The 13,803-nt window shown below is 38.1% G+C and carries 13 protein-coding genes; 6 read left to right on the top strand and 7 right to left on the bottom strand.

What is annotated here, in order from left to right; all coding sequences use genetic code 11:
- Positions 1-112: 112 nt before the first annotated feature.
- The 5 genes from GM418_RS01145 to GM418_RS01165 all read right to left on the bottom strand — a co-directional run bounded on the left by GM418_RS01145 (position 113) and on the right by GM418_RS01165 (position 5,473).
- On the bottom strand, positions 113-961 hold the full coding sequence (locus GM418_RS01145; RefSeq protein ID WP_158862344.1) for a tetratricopeptide repeat protein: 849 nt from the start codon (positions 959-961) through the stop codon (positions 113-115).
- A gap of 213 nt (positions 962-1,174) precedes the next feature.
- A complete protein-coding gene (locus GM418_RS01150) occupies positions 1,175-1,447 on the bottom strand; it encodes a tetratricopeptide repeat protein (RefSeq protein ID WP_158862346.1) in 273 nt (90 codons plus the stop codon).
- An 8-nt stretch (positions 1,448-1,455) separates the two neighbouring features.
- Positions 1,456-2,568 carry a glycerate kinase gene (locus GM418_RS01155; RefSeq protein WP_158862348.1) on the bottom strand — a complete coding sequence of 371 codons (1,113 nt, stop codon included), beginning with the start codon at positions 2,566-2,568 and terminating at the stop codon, positions 1,456-1,458.
- 128 nt (positions 2,569-2,696) lie between these two features.
- A complete protein-coding gene (locus tag GM418_RS01160) occupies positions 2,697-4,898 on the bottom strand; it encodes a RelA/SpoT family protein (protein WP_158862350.1) in 2,202 nt (733 codons plus the stop codon).
- A 59-nt stretch (positions 4,899-4,957) separates the two neighbouring features.
- On the bottom strand, positions 4,958-5,473 hold the full coding sequence (locus GM418_RS01165) for a ferritin (RefSeq protein ID WP_158862352.1): 516 nt from the start codon (positions 5,471-5,473) through the stop codon (positions 4,958-4,960).
- A 233-nt stretch (positions 5,474-5,706) separates the two neighbouring features.
- Between GM418_RS01165 and GM418_RS01170 the strand changes: the two genes are divergently transcribed.
- The 5 genes from GM418_RS01170 (at position 5,707) to GM418_RS01190 (ending at position 11,461) form a co-directional block, all read left to right on the top strand.
- Positions 5,707-6,498: a 3-keto-disaccharide hydrolase gene (locus tag GM418_RS01170; RefSeq protein WP_158862354.1), complete on the top strand. Its 792-nt coding sequence runs from the start codon at positions 5,707-5,709 to the stop codon at positions 6,496-6,498.
- A 32-nt stretch (positions 6,499-6,530) separates the two neighbouring features.
- The gene (locus GM418_RS01175) at positions 6,531-7,394 is read left to right on the top strand and encodes an alpha/beta hydrolase (RefSeq protein ID WP_158862356.1); all 864 of its coding nucleotides are present in this window, start codon (positions 6,531-6,533) and stop codon (positions 7,392-7,394) included.
- 105 nt (positions 7,395-7,499) lie between these two features.
- Entirely contained in the window at positions 7,500-8,366 is an 867-nt protein-coding gene (locus GM418_RS01180; protein ID WP_158862358.1) for an N-acetylmuramoyl-L-alanine amidase-like domain-containing protein, read from the top strand.
- Between the two features lie 39 nt (positions 8,367-8,405).
- On the top strand, positions 8,406-9,929 hold the full coding sequence (locus GM418_RS01185) for a sulfatase family protein (RefSeq protein WP_158862360.1): 1,524 nt from the start codon (positions 8,406-8,408) through the stop codon (positions 9,927-9,929).
- Between the two features lie 50 nt (positions 9,930-9,979).
- On the top strand, positions 9,980-11,461 hold the full coding sequence (locus GM418_RS01190; protein WP_158862362.1) for a sulfatase family protein: 1,482 nt from the start codon (positions 9,980-9,982) through the stop codon (positions 11,459-11,461).
- Between the two features lie 11 nt (positions 11,462-11,472).
- On the opposite strand, the gene GM418_RS01195 is transcribed toward GM418_RS01190, so the two are convergent.
- Both GM418_RS01195 and GM418_RS01200 read right to left on the bottom strand, forming a co-directional pair.
- The gene (locus GM418_RS01195; RefSeq protein ID WP_158862364.1) at positions 11,473-12,564 is read right to left on the bottom strand and encodes an MBL fold metallo-hydrolase; all 1,092 of its coding nucleotides are present in this window, start codon (positions 12,562-12,564) and stop codon (positions 11,473-11,475) included.
- Positions 12,565-12,635: 71 nt separating this feature from the next.
- A complete protein-coding gene (locus GM418_RS01200) occupies positions 12,636-13,025 on the bottom strand; it encodes a hypothetical protein (RefSeq protein ID WP_158862366.1) in 390 nt (129 codons plus the stop codon).
- Between the two features lie 85 nt (positions 13,026-13,110).
- Between GM418_RS01200 and GM418_RS01205 the strand changes: the two genes are divergently transcribed.
- Entirely contained in the window at positions 13,111-13,725 is a 615-nt protein-coding gene (locus GM418_RS01205) for a class I SAM-dependent methyltransferase (protein ID WP_158862368.1), read from the top strand.
- Positions 13,726-13,803 lie beyond the last annotated feature (78 nt).

A 13,803-nucleotide genomic window follows, 5' to 3' on the forward strand; every position in this document is an offset into this window, starting at 1 on the left:
ACGTGACAATTCGATATTTACTTATTTATCTATTTATTGTGTTCTCTTGAAACAAAAAAAGTTGCCTCAAAGAAATGAAGCAACTTTCTGTATAATATTTTATTTACTAAAATTAAAGAACAGCTTTACAAGCGTCAAGTAGTTTTTGTGCGTTGGCATTTGAAGCATCCAGATTTTTTGCCTTTTCAAGGATGTCGACAGCTGCCTGAAATTCAGTTTTTGCTTTGTTCACTTCTGCTGTGTAAGCATCATCTGCCGTAGTCATAGCACCGTCGTTAACTTTCTGGTTCGCAGCGCTTAAAATAGCAGCTCCTTTTTTATACAATTCATTTCCTTCGGAAACATACACATTTGCCAAAGCTGATGTAATTTTATCATCTCCCGGAAATTTTTCTGCTCCTTCAACCAAAGCCGTTTTGTATTCATCATCCTTATCTTGCTTCTTCAAAACAACTGCTTTATAATATTGGGCTGTTTCGCCTTTATATCCGTTTTCAACAGATTTACCAAACAACTCAACTGCCTTGTCCAGCATATTTCCACGATAAGCTGCGATGGCTGCGTTGTAAACCAAATCTTTTGAATCTTCTTCTGAAGTGGCAATTGCCTGTTCAAAAGAGCCAACTGCATTGGCATAATCCTTTTTATCAAGATAAGCCAAAGCTTTATATTCGTGTGATTTAGAAACATTTGTTCCTTGTTCTATCGCTTTATCCAGGTATTTAACTGCACCCTCTACATTTCCTGCTTTATAAGCTGCAAATCCAATATTAAAATTAATGGCATCATCTACCTGAACATCTCCAAGGTTGTTCATGGCATCATCATACAGTTCAAAAGCTTTCGCATAATCCTGAGCTTTTAAAGCCTCATTTGCCTGGTTAATTTTTTCCGCCGCATCCTGGGCAAACGAAAATACGGTAAAACAAATTCCGACAACTAATAATACTACTCGTTTCATCTTTTAGTTTTTCATTTAATTTATTTATACTATTTCAATTTATTTTTAGTCAATTTTTTCATCAAGCTTCCAAAAATAACAAATATGAATTAAAAACCTAAAACTTATTTATAAGATTAATGATTTGATTGACACGATGTTGTGATAATCAAAAACTTTGCCACTCTATTTAAAGTCAATTTTAACCAACCAACTAAACAAAATGATAAATCCCTAAGGATTAAACATTTCGGGGTTCCAAAAGTTTATAATATTTTGAATAAAATGAAGATTGTTTTGTGCTTCCCGGTTATTTTCATCTAAATCCAAAACTTTATTAAATGCGTTAATCGCCTCACCCCAATTTTGAAATTTTTGTTCCAGCTTACCTTTTAACAGCCAGTATTCAACTGTTTCAACTGTTTCAATTTTTCTAAATTCTTCCCTGGCCTCTTCCGTCTTTTCACTTTTAATTAAATTAAGAACAAACTGCAATTTTTTATCCATATCAGATATTATGATCGTAATTTCTGTATCAGTTTTGCCAACTCATAAGAAAAATTATACACCAGTTCACTGGCATTTTTCATAGCAAATTCAAGTGTCGTTGGTCCGTTAACCAAACTAAAAATACCATCAAAAGCTTTTGAAGCCTGGTGTTCTGTTTTCCCGGCGACAGCAAATACCGGCTTATTATATTTTCGGCTCATCTTTGCCACAGCAAAAGGAGCTTTATTGTTTAAGGTCTGGCTATCCAACTTTCCTTCTCCCGTGACTACAATATCTGCCCATTTTACATCCTCTTCAAAATTTATTTGTGATAAAATAAAATCGGCACCAGGAACAATTTCAGCGTTAAAAAAAGCCATAAGCGGCACTGCTATTCCACCCGCAGCTCCGGCTCCTTCAACATTTGAATAATTAATGCCTGCTTGTTTTTGAATAACTTCCGACCAATTTTTCAAGCCCTTTTCAAGTTGCTGAACCATCTTTTCGCTTGCCCCTTTTTGCGGACCGAAAACATTTGCCGCACCTTTCTCGCCCAACAAAGGATTATCAACATCACAAATTATTTTGACCGATATATTTTCAGGAATTTCAGGTGTAATAATTTTCTGTATGGCTTGTAAATTTTTCCCATTCCCTGCCAAAACATTTTCATTTGCATCAAGAAGTTTAAAACCCAGTGCCTCCATCATTCCGGTTCCTCCATCCACGGTGGCACTGCCTCCTATTGCTAAAAAAACCTTGGTGCACCCCTTGTTGAATACTGCATCAGCTATTAACTCCCCTGTTCCGTAAGTTGATGCCTTCATCGGATTCAACTCGCTGTTTTCAACCATTTTCATCCCCGAAGCATCGGCCATTTCAATAATTGCAATCTCTCCGGATATACAATATCTTGATTTTATTTTTTTTCCCAGTGGGCCGGTCACGTCAATGTTAATTTCGGTTGCTTCTAAATTTCGCCGCAAGACTTCACCCGTAAAATCGCCTCCATCGGCAACCGGTGCTTTCCTTACATCAAAGCTTGGAGAACATTCTTGAAATGCTTTTTCAATTGAGTCAGCAAAATCAAAAGCATTAAGACTCCCTTTCATTGAATTTGGTGCAATAAGTATTTTCATTCGTATAAATTACAATTCATGTCTGTACTCCCGGACCAGTAAAATTAATATCTTTATTTACTTCTGTCTTTGCAGAATATGCAAATGTAATTCGTTTTATTTCTTTTTAATTTTCACCGATATTCGTTCTATTTTTCACCACGGCTGACAGAAATTACTCCCTTTACTTTTTTGAGTTTATGAATTAGAAATTCAAGATGATCCAGGTTATAAACCAAAACTTTTAGTACGCCTTCAAAGTTCCCTTTATCCGATTCGATATTAATGGACCTCATCTGTGTTCCTATGTCTTTCGCAATAATATGTGATATTTCAGAAACAATTCCTAACTCGTCAGTTCCTGAAATATATAGCGTTGCAAGAAAAGACCCCTGATTTGCATTTGCTTCATCCCGCCACCGGGTTTTGATAATTCTATACGGATACCTTTCCTTCATTTGTAAAGCATTCGGACAACTTTTCCGATGAATTTTTATACCTTCTTTTATGCTCACAAATCCAAAAATAGGATCACCAAAAACAGGATTACAACAGGGTGCCAGTTTGTAATTTAAATTTTTAAGATTGTTATCGATAACTAAAAAATCATCACCTCCTTCAAAAGCAAGATCTTTTACCTCGCCTTTTGGCAGCAGCTCTTCCAGCGTTCTTTTGGCGCTCTCCTCCTCCGCAACTTTCTCTGTAAAAAGCGACTTTATATCCAGCGGATCGATTTTTTCGGTAGCGATATCATAATACAAATCAGCAGCGAGCTTAAAACCGTAATTTTTAAGCATTTTTCGGATTGCCTCGTCACTTAATTCAATTTTCCAATTTTTAAATTTCCGGGCCAAAATTTCCTTTCCGAGTGCTGCCTGCCTGCTGCGTTCTTCATTTAAACTTGCTTTTACTCTGCTTTTGGCTTTTGATGTTACCAAAAAATCGAGCCAGTCCATTTTCGGATTTTGATTGTTCGATGTATCAATTGAAATCTGGTCTCCGTTTTTCAGCTTATACTTCAGCGTTACTTTTTTCCCGTTAACTCTTCCCCCCACGCAATGATCGCCTAATTCGGAATGTATCTCATAAGCAAAATCAAGCATCGTTGCACCTTGCGGTAATTTTCTCAAATCTCCTTTTGGTGTAAAAACAAAAATCTCGTCGCTGTAGATATCAATCCTAAACTGATCGATAAAATCCACTACGTTTAATTCCGGATTTTCCAGAATATCACGAATTCCGGCCAGCCACCCATCAAAATTCGAACTGTCCTTTCCTCCTTTGTATCTCCAGTGTGCTGCCAGTCCTTTCTCGGCTATTTCGTCCATCCGCCTGGTGCGAATCTGAATTTCCACCCACTTTCCCTGCGGCCCCATCACTGTTGTGTGTAACGATTCATAACCATTCGATTTTGGAATAGTTATCCAGTCGCGCAATCGCTCTGTATTGGCCTGATATTCTTCCGTTACAAATGAATAAGCAGTCCAGCAGTCTGATTTTTCGTCCTCAGGTTTTGAATCCAAAATAACACGAATGGCAAACAGATCCATTACTTCGTCGAAAGAGACATTTTTTTTATGCATTTTATTCCAAATGGAAAAAATAGACTTTGTACGTGCCTTCATCGAAAAATTAAGCCCGCGCTTTTTTAGTTTCTTTTCAACTGGTTTTACAAACTCCGCGACAAAGTTTGCCCGTTCATTTTCCGTTTCTTTTAACCTGGTTAAAACATAATTATAGGCTTCAGGTTTTTGGTATTTTAAACATAGATCCTGCAATTCTGAATTTATTGCATACAATCCCAGACGATGCGCCAAAGGAGCATACAAATGTGAGGTCTCGCTAACAAGACGTTCTCGACTTTCCGAATCATAAATATCAAGATTACGCATTACCTGCAGACGATCGGCAATTTTTATGATAATAACACGTACGTCGCCGGCAAGCGCGAGTAAAAGTTTCCTGTAATTTTCGGAATGTAAATCGACCGTATCAGTTCCCAGGGCGTTTATTTTTGCCATCCCGTTAAGAATAGAATAGACAGATTCGCCAAAATTTTCTTCTATCTCCTCCCTGGTAGCCTTTCTTTCCAAACCGGCATACATTACGTTATGCAACAAACCAGTTACAACAGAGTCAGTTCCCATTCCGATTTCTGTGGCCACTATTGTAGCTACATCAATCGAATGATTTAAAATAACCTCACCCGAATTAAAAGTCTCCTCTCCGAGTAACGACTGGGCAAATTGAAAAGCTTTTTCAATTTTTAACGAGGCATCGTCGTCCCAACCTATTCTGAAAAAATCTTTCAGATAAATGTATCTCGTATATATTTGTTCTTTTACTTCCATATGTTAACAAAAAAAGGCTGCAAAAGAGCAGCCTTTCCGTAAAATATATGTTTACTTATTTATTCTGCTCCTTGTGTTTCGTCTACAAATTTACGCTGGCGCAATTCACGATCCAACATAAAAATACCATTACCCTGTCCGTTAATAAGCTTCAACGTATCCAGCATCTCCTCAACATTGGCTTCTTCTTCCACTTGCTCATCAACAAACCATTGTAAAAAACTTTGTGTTGCATGGTCGCGTTCCTCAGTTGCAATATCAACCAGGTTGTTTATCAAACCCGTTACATGCTGTTCATGTGCCAATGTTTTTTCTACCACGGCAATGATTCCTTCAAATTCAGTATCCACCTGAGCAATAGCTTTTATCACTGCTTTTCCACTACGGTCGTTCACATAATTAAATATTTTGTTAGCATGTGTCAATTCTTCCTGGTACTGAACATACATCCAGTTCGCAAACCCCGGTAAACCTTTATCATTAAACCAGGCAGACATTGATAGATATAATAAAGCTGAATATTGTTCTGCATTAATCTGTTCATTCAGCGCATTAAGCATTTTTTCTTTTAACATGACTTTTCGTTTTTCAATTTGGTTAAAAATAGGAAAATACGACGAGATAGAAAAGAGTACGTTTCAAATTTGACTTTTTGTTTACATAAAACTCACAAGCGCCTGAATGAGTATACACTCAGCGCCAATTGCAAATAACAATCTTTGATTAATGTTGTGCAAATAAAACTTTTTTGTCATCTCTTTACCGAACTTTCATTAACTTACCCAGCGAAACTAAAATCTAAACCAACATGAAACAACTTGTAAAAAACTTTGTGCTAATATCCATAGCCATATTTATATATTCATGTTTTACAAATGCACAAAATATTCAAAAAGAAAAAACCGGAGTGGGGATAAAAGCGCCAAAACCTGCTGAAATTCTTTTTGACGGTTCCCGGAAAATACTTGATAAAAAATGGACTTACTGGGAAGGGCCGCGCTTTTCTGCGGAATTACCAATAAAATGGAAAATAGAAAAAGATCCGGTAGAAAAGGGAACTGTTGTAAACAGCAACGATCCGGTCGCAGCCGGCGGTTTATACGGGGCAGCAGATATTGTTACTAAAAAGAAATACCGTGACTTCAGACTACACGTTGAATTCCTGATAAAAAAACCGGGAGGAAACAGCGGTGTATATCTTCAAAACCGCTACGAAATACAAATTCTTGATGGAGATACAACCCGGCATGGTTTAGGTGCTGTAATCAACGAAACGGAATCTCCCTATTTTGCTTACAACGGAGTTGGAAAATGGAATGCATACGACATCAAATTCAGGGCTGCGCGATTTGAAAATGGAAAGCGGACTGAAAAAGCACTGGTGACAATGTATTTCAACGGACAAAAAGTACATATTAACGTCCCCATCAACCAGGTTTGGGGCGGTCCAAATTCAGGCATCGACGGGGGAAATGATGGCGGGAAGGGAATTACTGATACTCCGGGTGGAATAAAATTACAGGCAGAAGGGCATGAAGTTTTATACCGTAATATTTGGATAGAGGAACTTACAATTGAAAATTTTGATACTGATTTCTAAGCATTTTACCAATCAAACTAAAATTTAAAACCATGAAAAAAAATTTGCCGCTATTTCTTATTCTTCTTATTCCGGTAATAACTCTGGCTCAAACCGGAAAGGTATTCGACAACCTGTCGATGAAAAGTGAAATCCTTAAAATGGAACGTAAATACGCCATTTATTTACCACCTGACTACGAGACATCAGAACGGAGCTACCCCGTGCTTTATCTTTTACATGGTGTCGGTGATGACCAAACCGGCTGGGTACAATTTGGCGAGGTCTTGTACATTGCAGACAAAGCGATTAAAGAAATGAAGGCAACTCCGATGATTGTTGTTATGCCGGATGCAAATACCGGACAACGAGGATATAACAACGACGCAAAAGGAGAATGGCGTTATGAAGATTTTTTCTTTAACGAGCTGATGCCCTATATTGAAAAAACCTACCGGATAAAGGGAGAAAAGAGATATCGGGCCATTTCAGGTCTTTCCATGGGGGGTGGCGGAACCTTTTATTATGCGCTTCATCACCCGGAGCTGTTTTCCTCGGCTTGCCCGCTAAGTGCGGCTACCGGTCCTTTAAACATGGATGATATGGAAAGGTACAAACAACGCGGAAGAATGGAAGGAGCTACGAATGCCCAAGTAGAAGACTGGTTCAAAAAATACAGTGTTCTTGATATGATAAAAAATATGCCTGATGAACAGAAGAATGCAGTGCGCTGGTTTATCGATTGTGGCGATGACGACTTTTTGTATGAAGGAAATTCACTGGTTCACATAGAAATGAGAAAGAAAGAAATTCCGCACGAATTCAGAATTCGCAACGGAGCGCACAACTGGACCTACTGGCGGGAGTCGTTACCGGTTGTTCTTTCATTTATTTCCGATACATTTCATCAACATTAAAATTTAAAGAATCCCGGGAAAACGGATGCCACGGTTATAAGGAAAAGACATCTGTTTTTATGAAGCGATTTCTTTTGTACTTTTGAAAGAATACAAATAAAAGTGATGAAAAGAAAAATATTGTTGTTTGTGGTTTTGCCGCTTTTTTTTGCATGTAATGCCGCAAAAGAAAATAAGACGGAGGAGCAGGAGAAGATTGTTGTGCAAGCAAAAGACAAACAAATACTGGAAGAAATCCTCGAACTCTTTTCCGGTGAGAAAGACAGTCCCCTTCCGGTTTTAATGATAAAAGTTGGAACTTTTTTTAAAGAAACGCCTTATGTTGCTCACACGCTTGAAACCGAACCGGAGCAATTGGTTATAAATCTCCGTGAAATGGATTGTACCACATTTGCCGAAAATTGCCTGGCTATTTCCAAAACAATAAAAAGTAAAAATCCGGGATTTGAAAAATTCGCAAAAGAGCTTCAAAAAATAAGATACATAAATGAAAAAATTGAGGCGTACCCATCTCGTATTCATTATTTCAGCGACTGGATTTTCACCAACGACAAAAAAGGAATTGTAAAAAAAATTTCGAAAGAAATTGCGGATACAGAGTATGATTTGAAAGTTAGTTTTATGAGTACGCATCCCGACAGTTATAAACAGCTCAAAAACAATCCTGAATTTGTAAAACAATTGCAAGAACAGGAAAAGGAAATTTCTTCGCGAACCATGTATTACATTCCGAAAAATAAAATTGCTGAAGTTGAAAACAAGTTTCAGGATGGAGATATTGCCGGAATCACAACGAATATAGGAGGTCTTGATATTTTACATGTGGTCCTTTTAATTCGTAAGGAAGGAAGAATTCATATCTTGCATGCATCTTCAACTGCCGAAAAAGTGGTTATTTCAGAAAATACACTCGAAGATTATCTTTTAAAAAGTAAATCGGCTACCGGGGTTATGGTAGCCCGCCCACTGTAGATTTAAAAAAAATTCGTAAAATATTTTAAGTACAATTCAATGAAAAAAGAGTTTTATCCGTTTGCCGGAATATTTGTTTTAATTTTCTTTTTGAACTCGTGCCAAACAAAAGATAGTAACGAAACATCAAAACCAAACATCGTTTATATTCTGGCTGATGATCTTGGTTATGGCGATATTTCTTCGTTGAATCCCGATTCAAAAATCCAAACACCAAATATTGATAAACTCGCATCGGAAGGTATGGTTTTCAGGGATGCTCATTCCAACTCGTCGGTTTGTACCCCCACCCGTTACGGAATTCTTACCGGTCAGTATGCCTGGCGCAGCCGCATAAAGAGTGGTGTTCTTCTTGGGTACAGTCCATCGCTGATCGAAGAATCAACACCAACAGTCGCTGCGTTCTTGCAGCAACAAGGTTATACAACCGCCTGTATTGGGAAATGGCATCTGGGGATTGATTTTAAGCTTAAAAACGGAACATATCATTCCGGAACTCCCGGAGTAGATTTTACCCAGGAATTACGCGGTTTTAACGGTTACGAACAAATTGATTTTAGTAAACCAGCCAAAGGAGGACCACTGGGAGCAGGTTTCGAATATTCTTATATTTTGCCTGCTTCGCTCGATTTTGAACCTTACATGTATCTGGAGAATAACCTGGCTGTTGAAGCACCTACCGACTCGACTCCGGGAAGTGCACTTGATGCCGAAATATATGCGACCGGTGCTTTCTGGCGTCCCGGGCGAATGGCTCCTTCGTTTAGTTTTGAGGGCGTTTTGCCCACTTTTACAAACAAAGCAATTAGTTTTATAAACAGACAAAAAGGCGCTGATTCTCCTTTTTTCCTCTATTTTCCGATGAATGCACCACATACCCCCTGGGTACCAACGAATGAGTTCAAAGGGACTACCGAGATAGATGAATATGGCGATTACGTAAAAGAAGTTGATGACCAGGTGAGACAAATCCTTGAAACCCTTCAAAAAAATGGAATGGAAGAAAATACCATTGTGTTTTTTACCAGTGACAACGGTGCATATTGGAGACCCGAATTTATCGAAAAATACAACCATCGCTCCAATTTTACATTTCGTGGAATGAAAAGCGATGCATGGGAAGGGGGCCACCATATTCCGCTTATGGTGAAATGGCCTGAAAAAATTGAGGCAGGGACCTTCTCGAATCAAACTACTTCGCTCACCGATTTTTTTGATACCGTCCGTGAATTACTTGGCGCAAGCGCAAATGAAAAGCCACAAGATAGTTTTTCTTTATTGTCGATTCTAACAGGAAAACAAGAATCAATTCAGCGGGCACCGGTAATTCATCATTCCGGAAGCGGAAAATTTGCGATTCGCGATGGAGACTGGAAATTAATTGAGGGATTGGGATCCGGTGGATTTTCTGAACCTAAAAATCCCAAGCCACAACCTGATGAGCCCAAAGACCAATTGTACAATTTAAAAGTTGACCCGGCAGAAAAGGAAAATCTTTATTTTTCAAAACCTGAGAAAGTTGAAGAATTAAAAACAAAACTGGAAGAAATCAAAGGATACTAAATAGTTAAAAAAAATAAATCTCAACCAAATAAGTAACGAACATTCAAAAAATGAAATTTTTTACATTCACAACTTTAATACTTACACTTTTTGTTCTATTCCTCACCGGTTGTCAGGATAAAAAATACAACCAGCCGGAACGCCCCAATGTTATCATACTTCTTGCTGATGACATGGGAATGGGTGATTTGGGGTGTTATAATCCCGATTCAAAGATACCAACACCTGCAATGGACGCACTGGCAAATGATGGAATGATCTTTACTGACGCGCACACCAATTCGGCAGTTTGCACACCTACCCGTTATGGAATTTTAACCGGTACATATGCATTTCGTACGCGTTTAAAATCAGGGGTTTTGTGGGGCAGTTCACAGCCTCTCATCGAAGAAGGAACAGCAACAGTTCCCGCACTCCTGAAAAAATACGGATACAAAACTGCCGGAATTGGAAAGTGGCATTTAGGGTTAGGATGGCAAAGCAAAGAACCCGGAGTTATGCTCACTGATAACTGGGCTGAAGACAATAAAAAAATCGATTATTCAAAAGCAATTCTTTCCGGCCCCAACAATATTGGGTTTGACTATTATTTTGGAATTCCCGCCTCACTCGACATGCCGCCTTATTTATATTTTGAGAACCAGTTTGCACAGGGAATCCCTACTGAAATTACAAATGAGGGTGGCAGAACAGGATTAACAGTACCCGGATTCAGGGCCCAAAATGTAATGCCTGATTTTACCAGGAAAGCAGTTGAGTACATAAAAAATCAACGAAACGGAGAACCATTTTTTTTATACTTTCCCTGGTCGGCACCGCACACACCGGTTGTTCCCAATGATGAATTCCGGGGAGAAAGTAAAGCAGGAAAGTACGGCGATTTTGTTGTGGAATGCGACAAAACTGTCGAACAAATTGTTAAGACTTTAAAAGAAAAGGGGATGTACGAAAATACACTCATTATTTTAACTTCTGATAATGGAAGTTCACCGCATGGATTCCCGATTGAGGAAGAAATTGAATATAAACACAATACCAGCAATGGTTATAAAGGAAGAAAATCACATTCCTACGACGGAGGGCATCGGGTGGCTTTTCTTGTTTCGTGGCCTGAACATGTAAAAAGCGGAACAACTTCAGATGAGATTGTTTGCACAACCGACCTCTACGCAACAATTGCTGATTTGCTGGGGCACAAGATGACTTTTGGGGAAGCTCATGACAGTTACAGTTTTTTACCGGTTATTAAAGGCAAAGAATACGATTCTCCCATCAGGGAAGCTACCATTCATCATTCGTTAAACGGCGATTTTTCGATCAGAAAAGGAGATTGGAAATATATTGATGCAAAAGGGCATGGTGGTTTTGCACAAATCAGGGAAGAGGTCCCGCAGGATTCAGTTCAATTGTACAACGTGGTGTCCGATCCGGCAGAAACTACAAATGTTTATCTCCGACATCCGGATACAATAGAGGAATTAAAAACAATGCTGGACAAATACAAAAAACAGGGTTATAGTCGTCCAAAATAATTTAATACAACTCAGGCCAATTTCTCCCACCATTTGGAAAATTCCTGAGTTTCATTTTTTAAAAATACTTTTTCACCAATCATTGGAGTAATTATCGCCTGTTCTGATTTGGAATTTAATGCGGTAATTTGTTTTAACGGTTCATCCCAGGCATGGTTTGCCAGTGCAAATTTTGAATTATGAACCGGAAACAAACGTTTTGCTCCTAAATCTTTAGCGGCTTGTAAAACCTGCTCAGGCATCATGTGAATGTATTTCCAACTGGTGTTGTATTGTCCGTTTTCAAGGATGGCCAGATCAAACTTTCCAAACTTCTGTCCTATTTCTTTAAAATGCGAATCATATCCTCCATCGCCGCCAATAAAAAGGCGAAATGTTGGTGTTTGCAAAACAAAAGATGCCCATAACGATTGTTTTGATTTTAATCCCCGTCCTGAAAAATGGCGGGCTGGTGTTACAGCAACTGTAAATCCTTTTTCTAATTCAACAAGCCGGTACCAGTCTTTTTCAATGATATGCTCATGCCCGACCCCCCAGTATTCTAAATGTTCTCCGGTTCCCAGACCAGTTATAATTTTGCCGGTTTTGGATTTCAAATCACATATTGTTTTATAGTCCAGATGATCCCAGTGGTCGTGTGTAATAAAAAGGAAATCGATTGCCGGAATATCTCCGGAGGTGTAAACATCTGTTCCGTCAAAAGCTTTAATCATAAAAGAAAAAGGCGATGCATTTCCACAAAACACAGGGTCGACCAAAATTTTCTTTCCGGCAATTTGAATAAAATACGAAGAATGTCCAAACCAAATGAGTACATCCTCTTCAGGACTCAAATCAAACAAATTTGTCTTTTGCGAAGGTATCCTTCCCTTTGGGCGTTTGTTTTTTATGAAGAAAAAATCGTGATACATTTTAGAAAAAGTCGCCTCTTCTGCCAATTGTGGTGTTCTGTTCAGATTTTGAAAACTACCATCTTTATAATTGGGTGAACTTTTGACTTTTTCCAATCTGGTGCCACGAGGTGTTTTTCCAAATTTTGGATGACGCAAAAAAATAAAAATTGACAATCCGGCAAAAAGAACGATCAAAATTGCAGGAATCATAGCCCTGAAGATTTTAAAAGATATTACTAAATTCCTTAAACACTGAAATATATGAATAGTTTAACTGCTAACTATAAATTATCTCTCTGCTGATTCTGCGATTTAAAATATCTTCTTAACAATACTTTTTTTAAATCGCGCACGATTACCTGGTGAGCAATAATTTCAACGTGGTTGTAATGCGGCAGTTCCAGCTCAGCTCGTGCCATTTCCCGGTCGGTGATATCAACCTGATATAAAACCGAAAGCAATAGATCATAATTTTGCTCTAACAACCGGGCTATCTGTACAATCAGTTGTTGATGCAACTCATCATACGCATGACTGGTATCACCTGAAAAGGTGATTTCAACGCCAAACATACCAAAGTCTTTCATTATCTGCTCAGCCGTTTCTCTTACTATTTCAGCCCGATCTAAATATTGCGAAACGTTATCATGATTAATTTGTGGAAATGACATCTTTTTGTTTTTGCTCAAAGCTACCGGAAATTTGGATTCCTGCAAAACGGGCGAAATAAAACTTCAATTTGTTCTATATTTGGATATGGAAATGTTAGAAAGAAAAAAGCATTGGGAAAATATTTTTCGAATAAAAGATACACGACAAGTAAGTTGGTATCAGCAAAAGCCGGAAACATCACTTCATATTATCGAATTACTTGAATTGCCGCAAAATGCAAAAATTATTGATGCTGGCTGTGGCGATGGCTACTTGCCGGATTTTTTGATACAAAAAGGATATTCAAATATTACTCTTGTTGACATTGCCGACCATGCTCTAAATAGTATAAAAGAACGGCTCGGCAAGAACAAAATTGAATACATAAATGCTGATATCACAAATTTTGTCTCCATCAAAAAATTCGATGTTTGGCACGATCGCGCAGTTTTTCACTTTTTGAACAGCGAAAAAGACATTTTAAAATATGTAGACACTGTAAATAAACATGTAAAAAAAGGTGGATTTCTAATTATCGGAACTTTTTCAAACAACGGCCCCACTCAATGTAGCGGACTGGATGTACATCAGTATTCAGAGGTTCAACTCACTGAGCGATTTGAATCCACTTTCAACAAAATCAGGTGTTTTTCGGAGGATCACAGGACTCCCTCCGGAGGCAGTCAAAATTTTTTATTCTGCGTTTTTAAAAAGAAATAAACTTCTGTATCTAAAATTTCGAAAAAATCGTCCAAATAAAAATTTGAAAAGCTTATTTTTAATCCAATAATAAAATCC

Source organism: Maribellus comscasis (assembly GCF_009762775.1).
GTDB classification, from domain to species: Bacteria; Bacteroidota; Bacteroidia; order Bacteroidales; family Prolixibacteraceae; genus Draconibacterium; species Draconibacterium comscasis.

What these genes read in the sequence shown, in the direction of transcription:
- GM418_RS01155 (WP_158862348.1), bottom strand. Translation starts at nt 2,568, where the DNA reads ATGAAAATACTTATTGCACCAAATTCAATGAAAGGGAGTCTTAATGCT.
- GM418_RS01175 (WP_158862356.1), top strand. Translation starts at nt 6,531, where the DNA reads ATGAAAAAAAATTTGCCGCTATTTCTTATTCTTCTTATTCCGGTAATA.
- GM418_RS01190 (WP_158862362.1), top strand. Translation starts at nt 9,980, where the DNA reads ATGAAATTTTTTACATTCACAACTTTAATACTTACACTTTTTGTTCTA.
- GM418_RS01165 (WP_158862352.1), bottom strand. Translation starts at nt 5,473, where the DNA reads ATGTTAAAAGAAAAAATGCTTAATGCGCTGAATGAACAGATTAATGCA.
- GM418_RS01160 (WP_158862350.1), bottom strand. Translation starts at nt 4,898, where the DNA reads ATGGAAGTAAAAGAACAAATATATACGAGATACATTTATCTGAAAGAT.
- GM418_RS01205 (WP_158862368.1), top strand. Translation starts at nt 13,111, where the DNA reads ATGGAAATGTTAGAAAGAAAAAAGCATTGGGAAAATATTTTTCGAATA.
- GM418_RS01185 (WP_158862360.1), top strand. Translation starts at nt 8,406, where the DNA reads ATGAAAAAAGAGTTTTATCCGTTTGCCGGAATATTTGTTTTAATTTTC.
- GM418_RS01145 (WP_158862344.1), bottom strand. Translation starts at nt 961, where the DNA reads ATGAAACGAGTAGTATTATTAGTTGTCGGAATTTGTTTTACCGTATTT.
- GM418_RS01180 (WP_158862358.1), top strand. Translation starts at nt 7,500, where the DNA reads ATGAAAAGAAAAATATTGTTGTTTGTGGTTTTGCCGCTTTTTTTTGCA.
- GM418_RS01150 (WP_158862346.1), bottom strand. Translation starts at nt 1,447, where the DNA reads ATGGATAAAAAATTGCAGTTTGTTCTTAATTTAATTAAAAGTGAAAAG.
- GM418_RS01170 (WP_158862354.1), top strand. Translation starts at nt 5,707, where the DNA reads ATGAAACAACTTGTAAAAAACTTTGTGCTAATATCCATAGCCATATTT.
- GM418_RS01200 (WP_158862366.1), bottom strand. Translation starts at nt 13,025, where the DNA reads ATGTCATTTCCACAAATTAATCATGATAACGTTTCGCAATATTTAGAT.
- GM418_RS01195 (WP_158862364.1), bottom strand. Translation starts at nt 12,564, where the DNA reads ATGATTCCTGCAATTTTGATCGTTCTTTTTGCCGGATTGTCAATTTTT.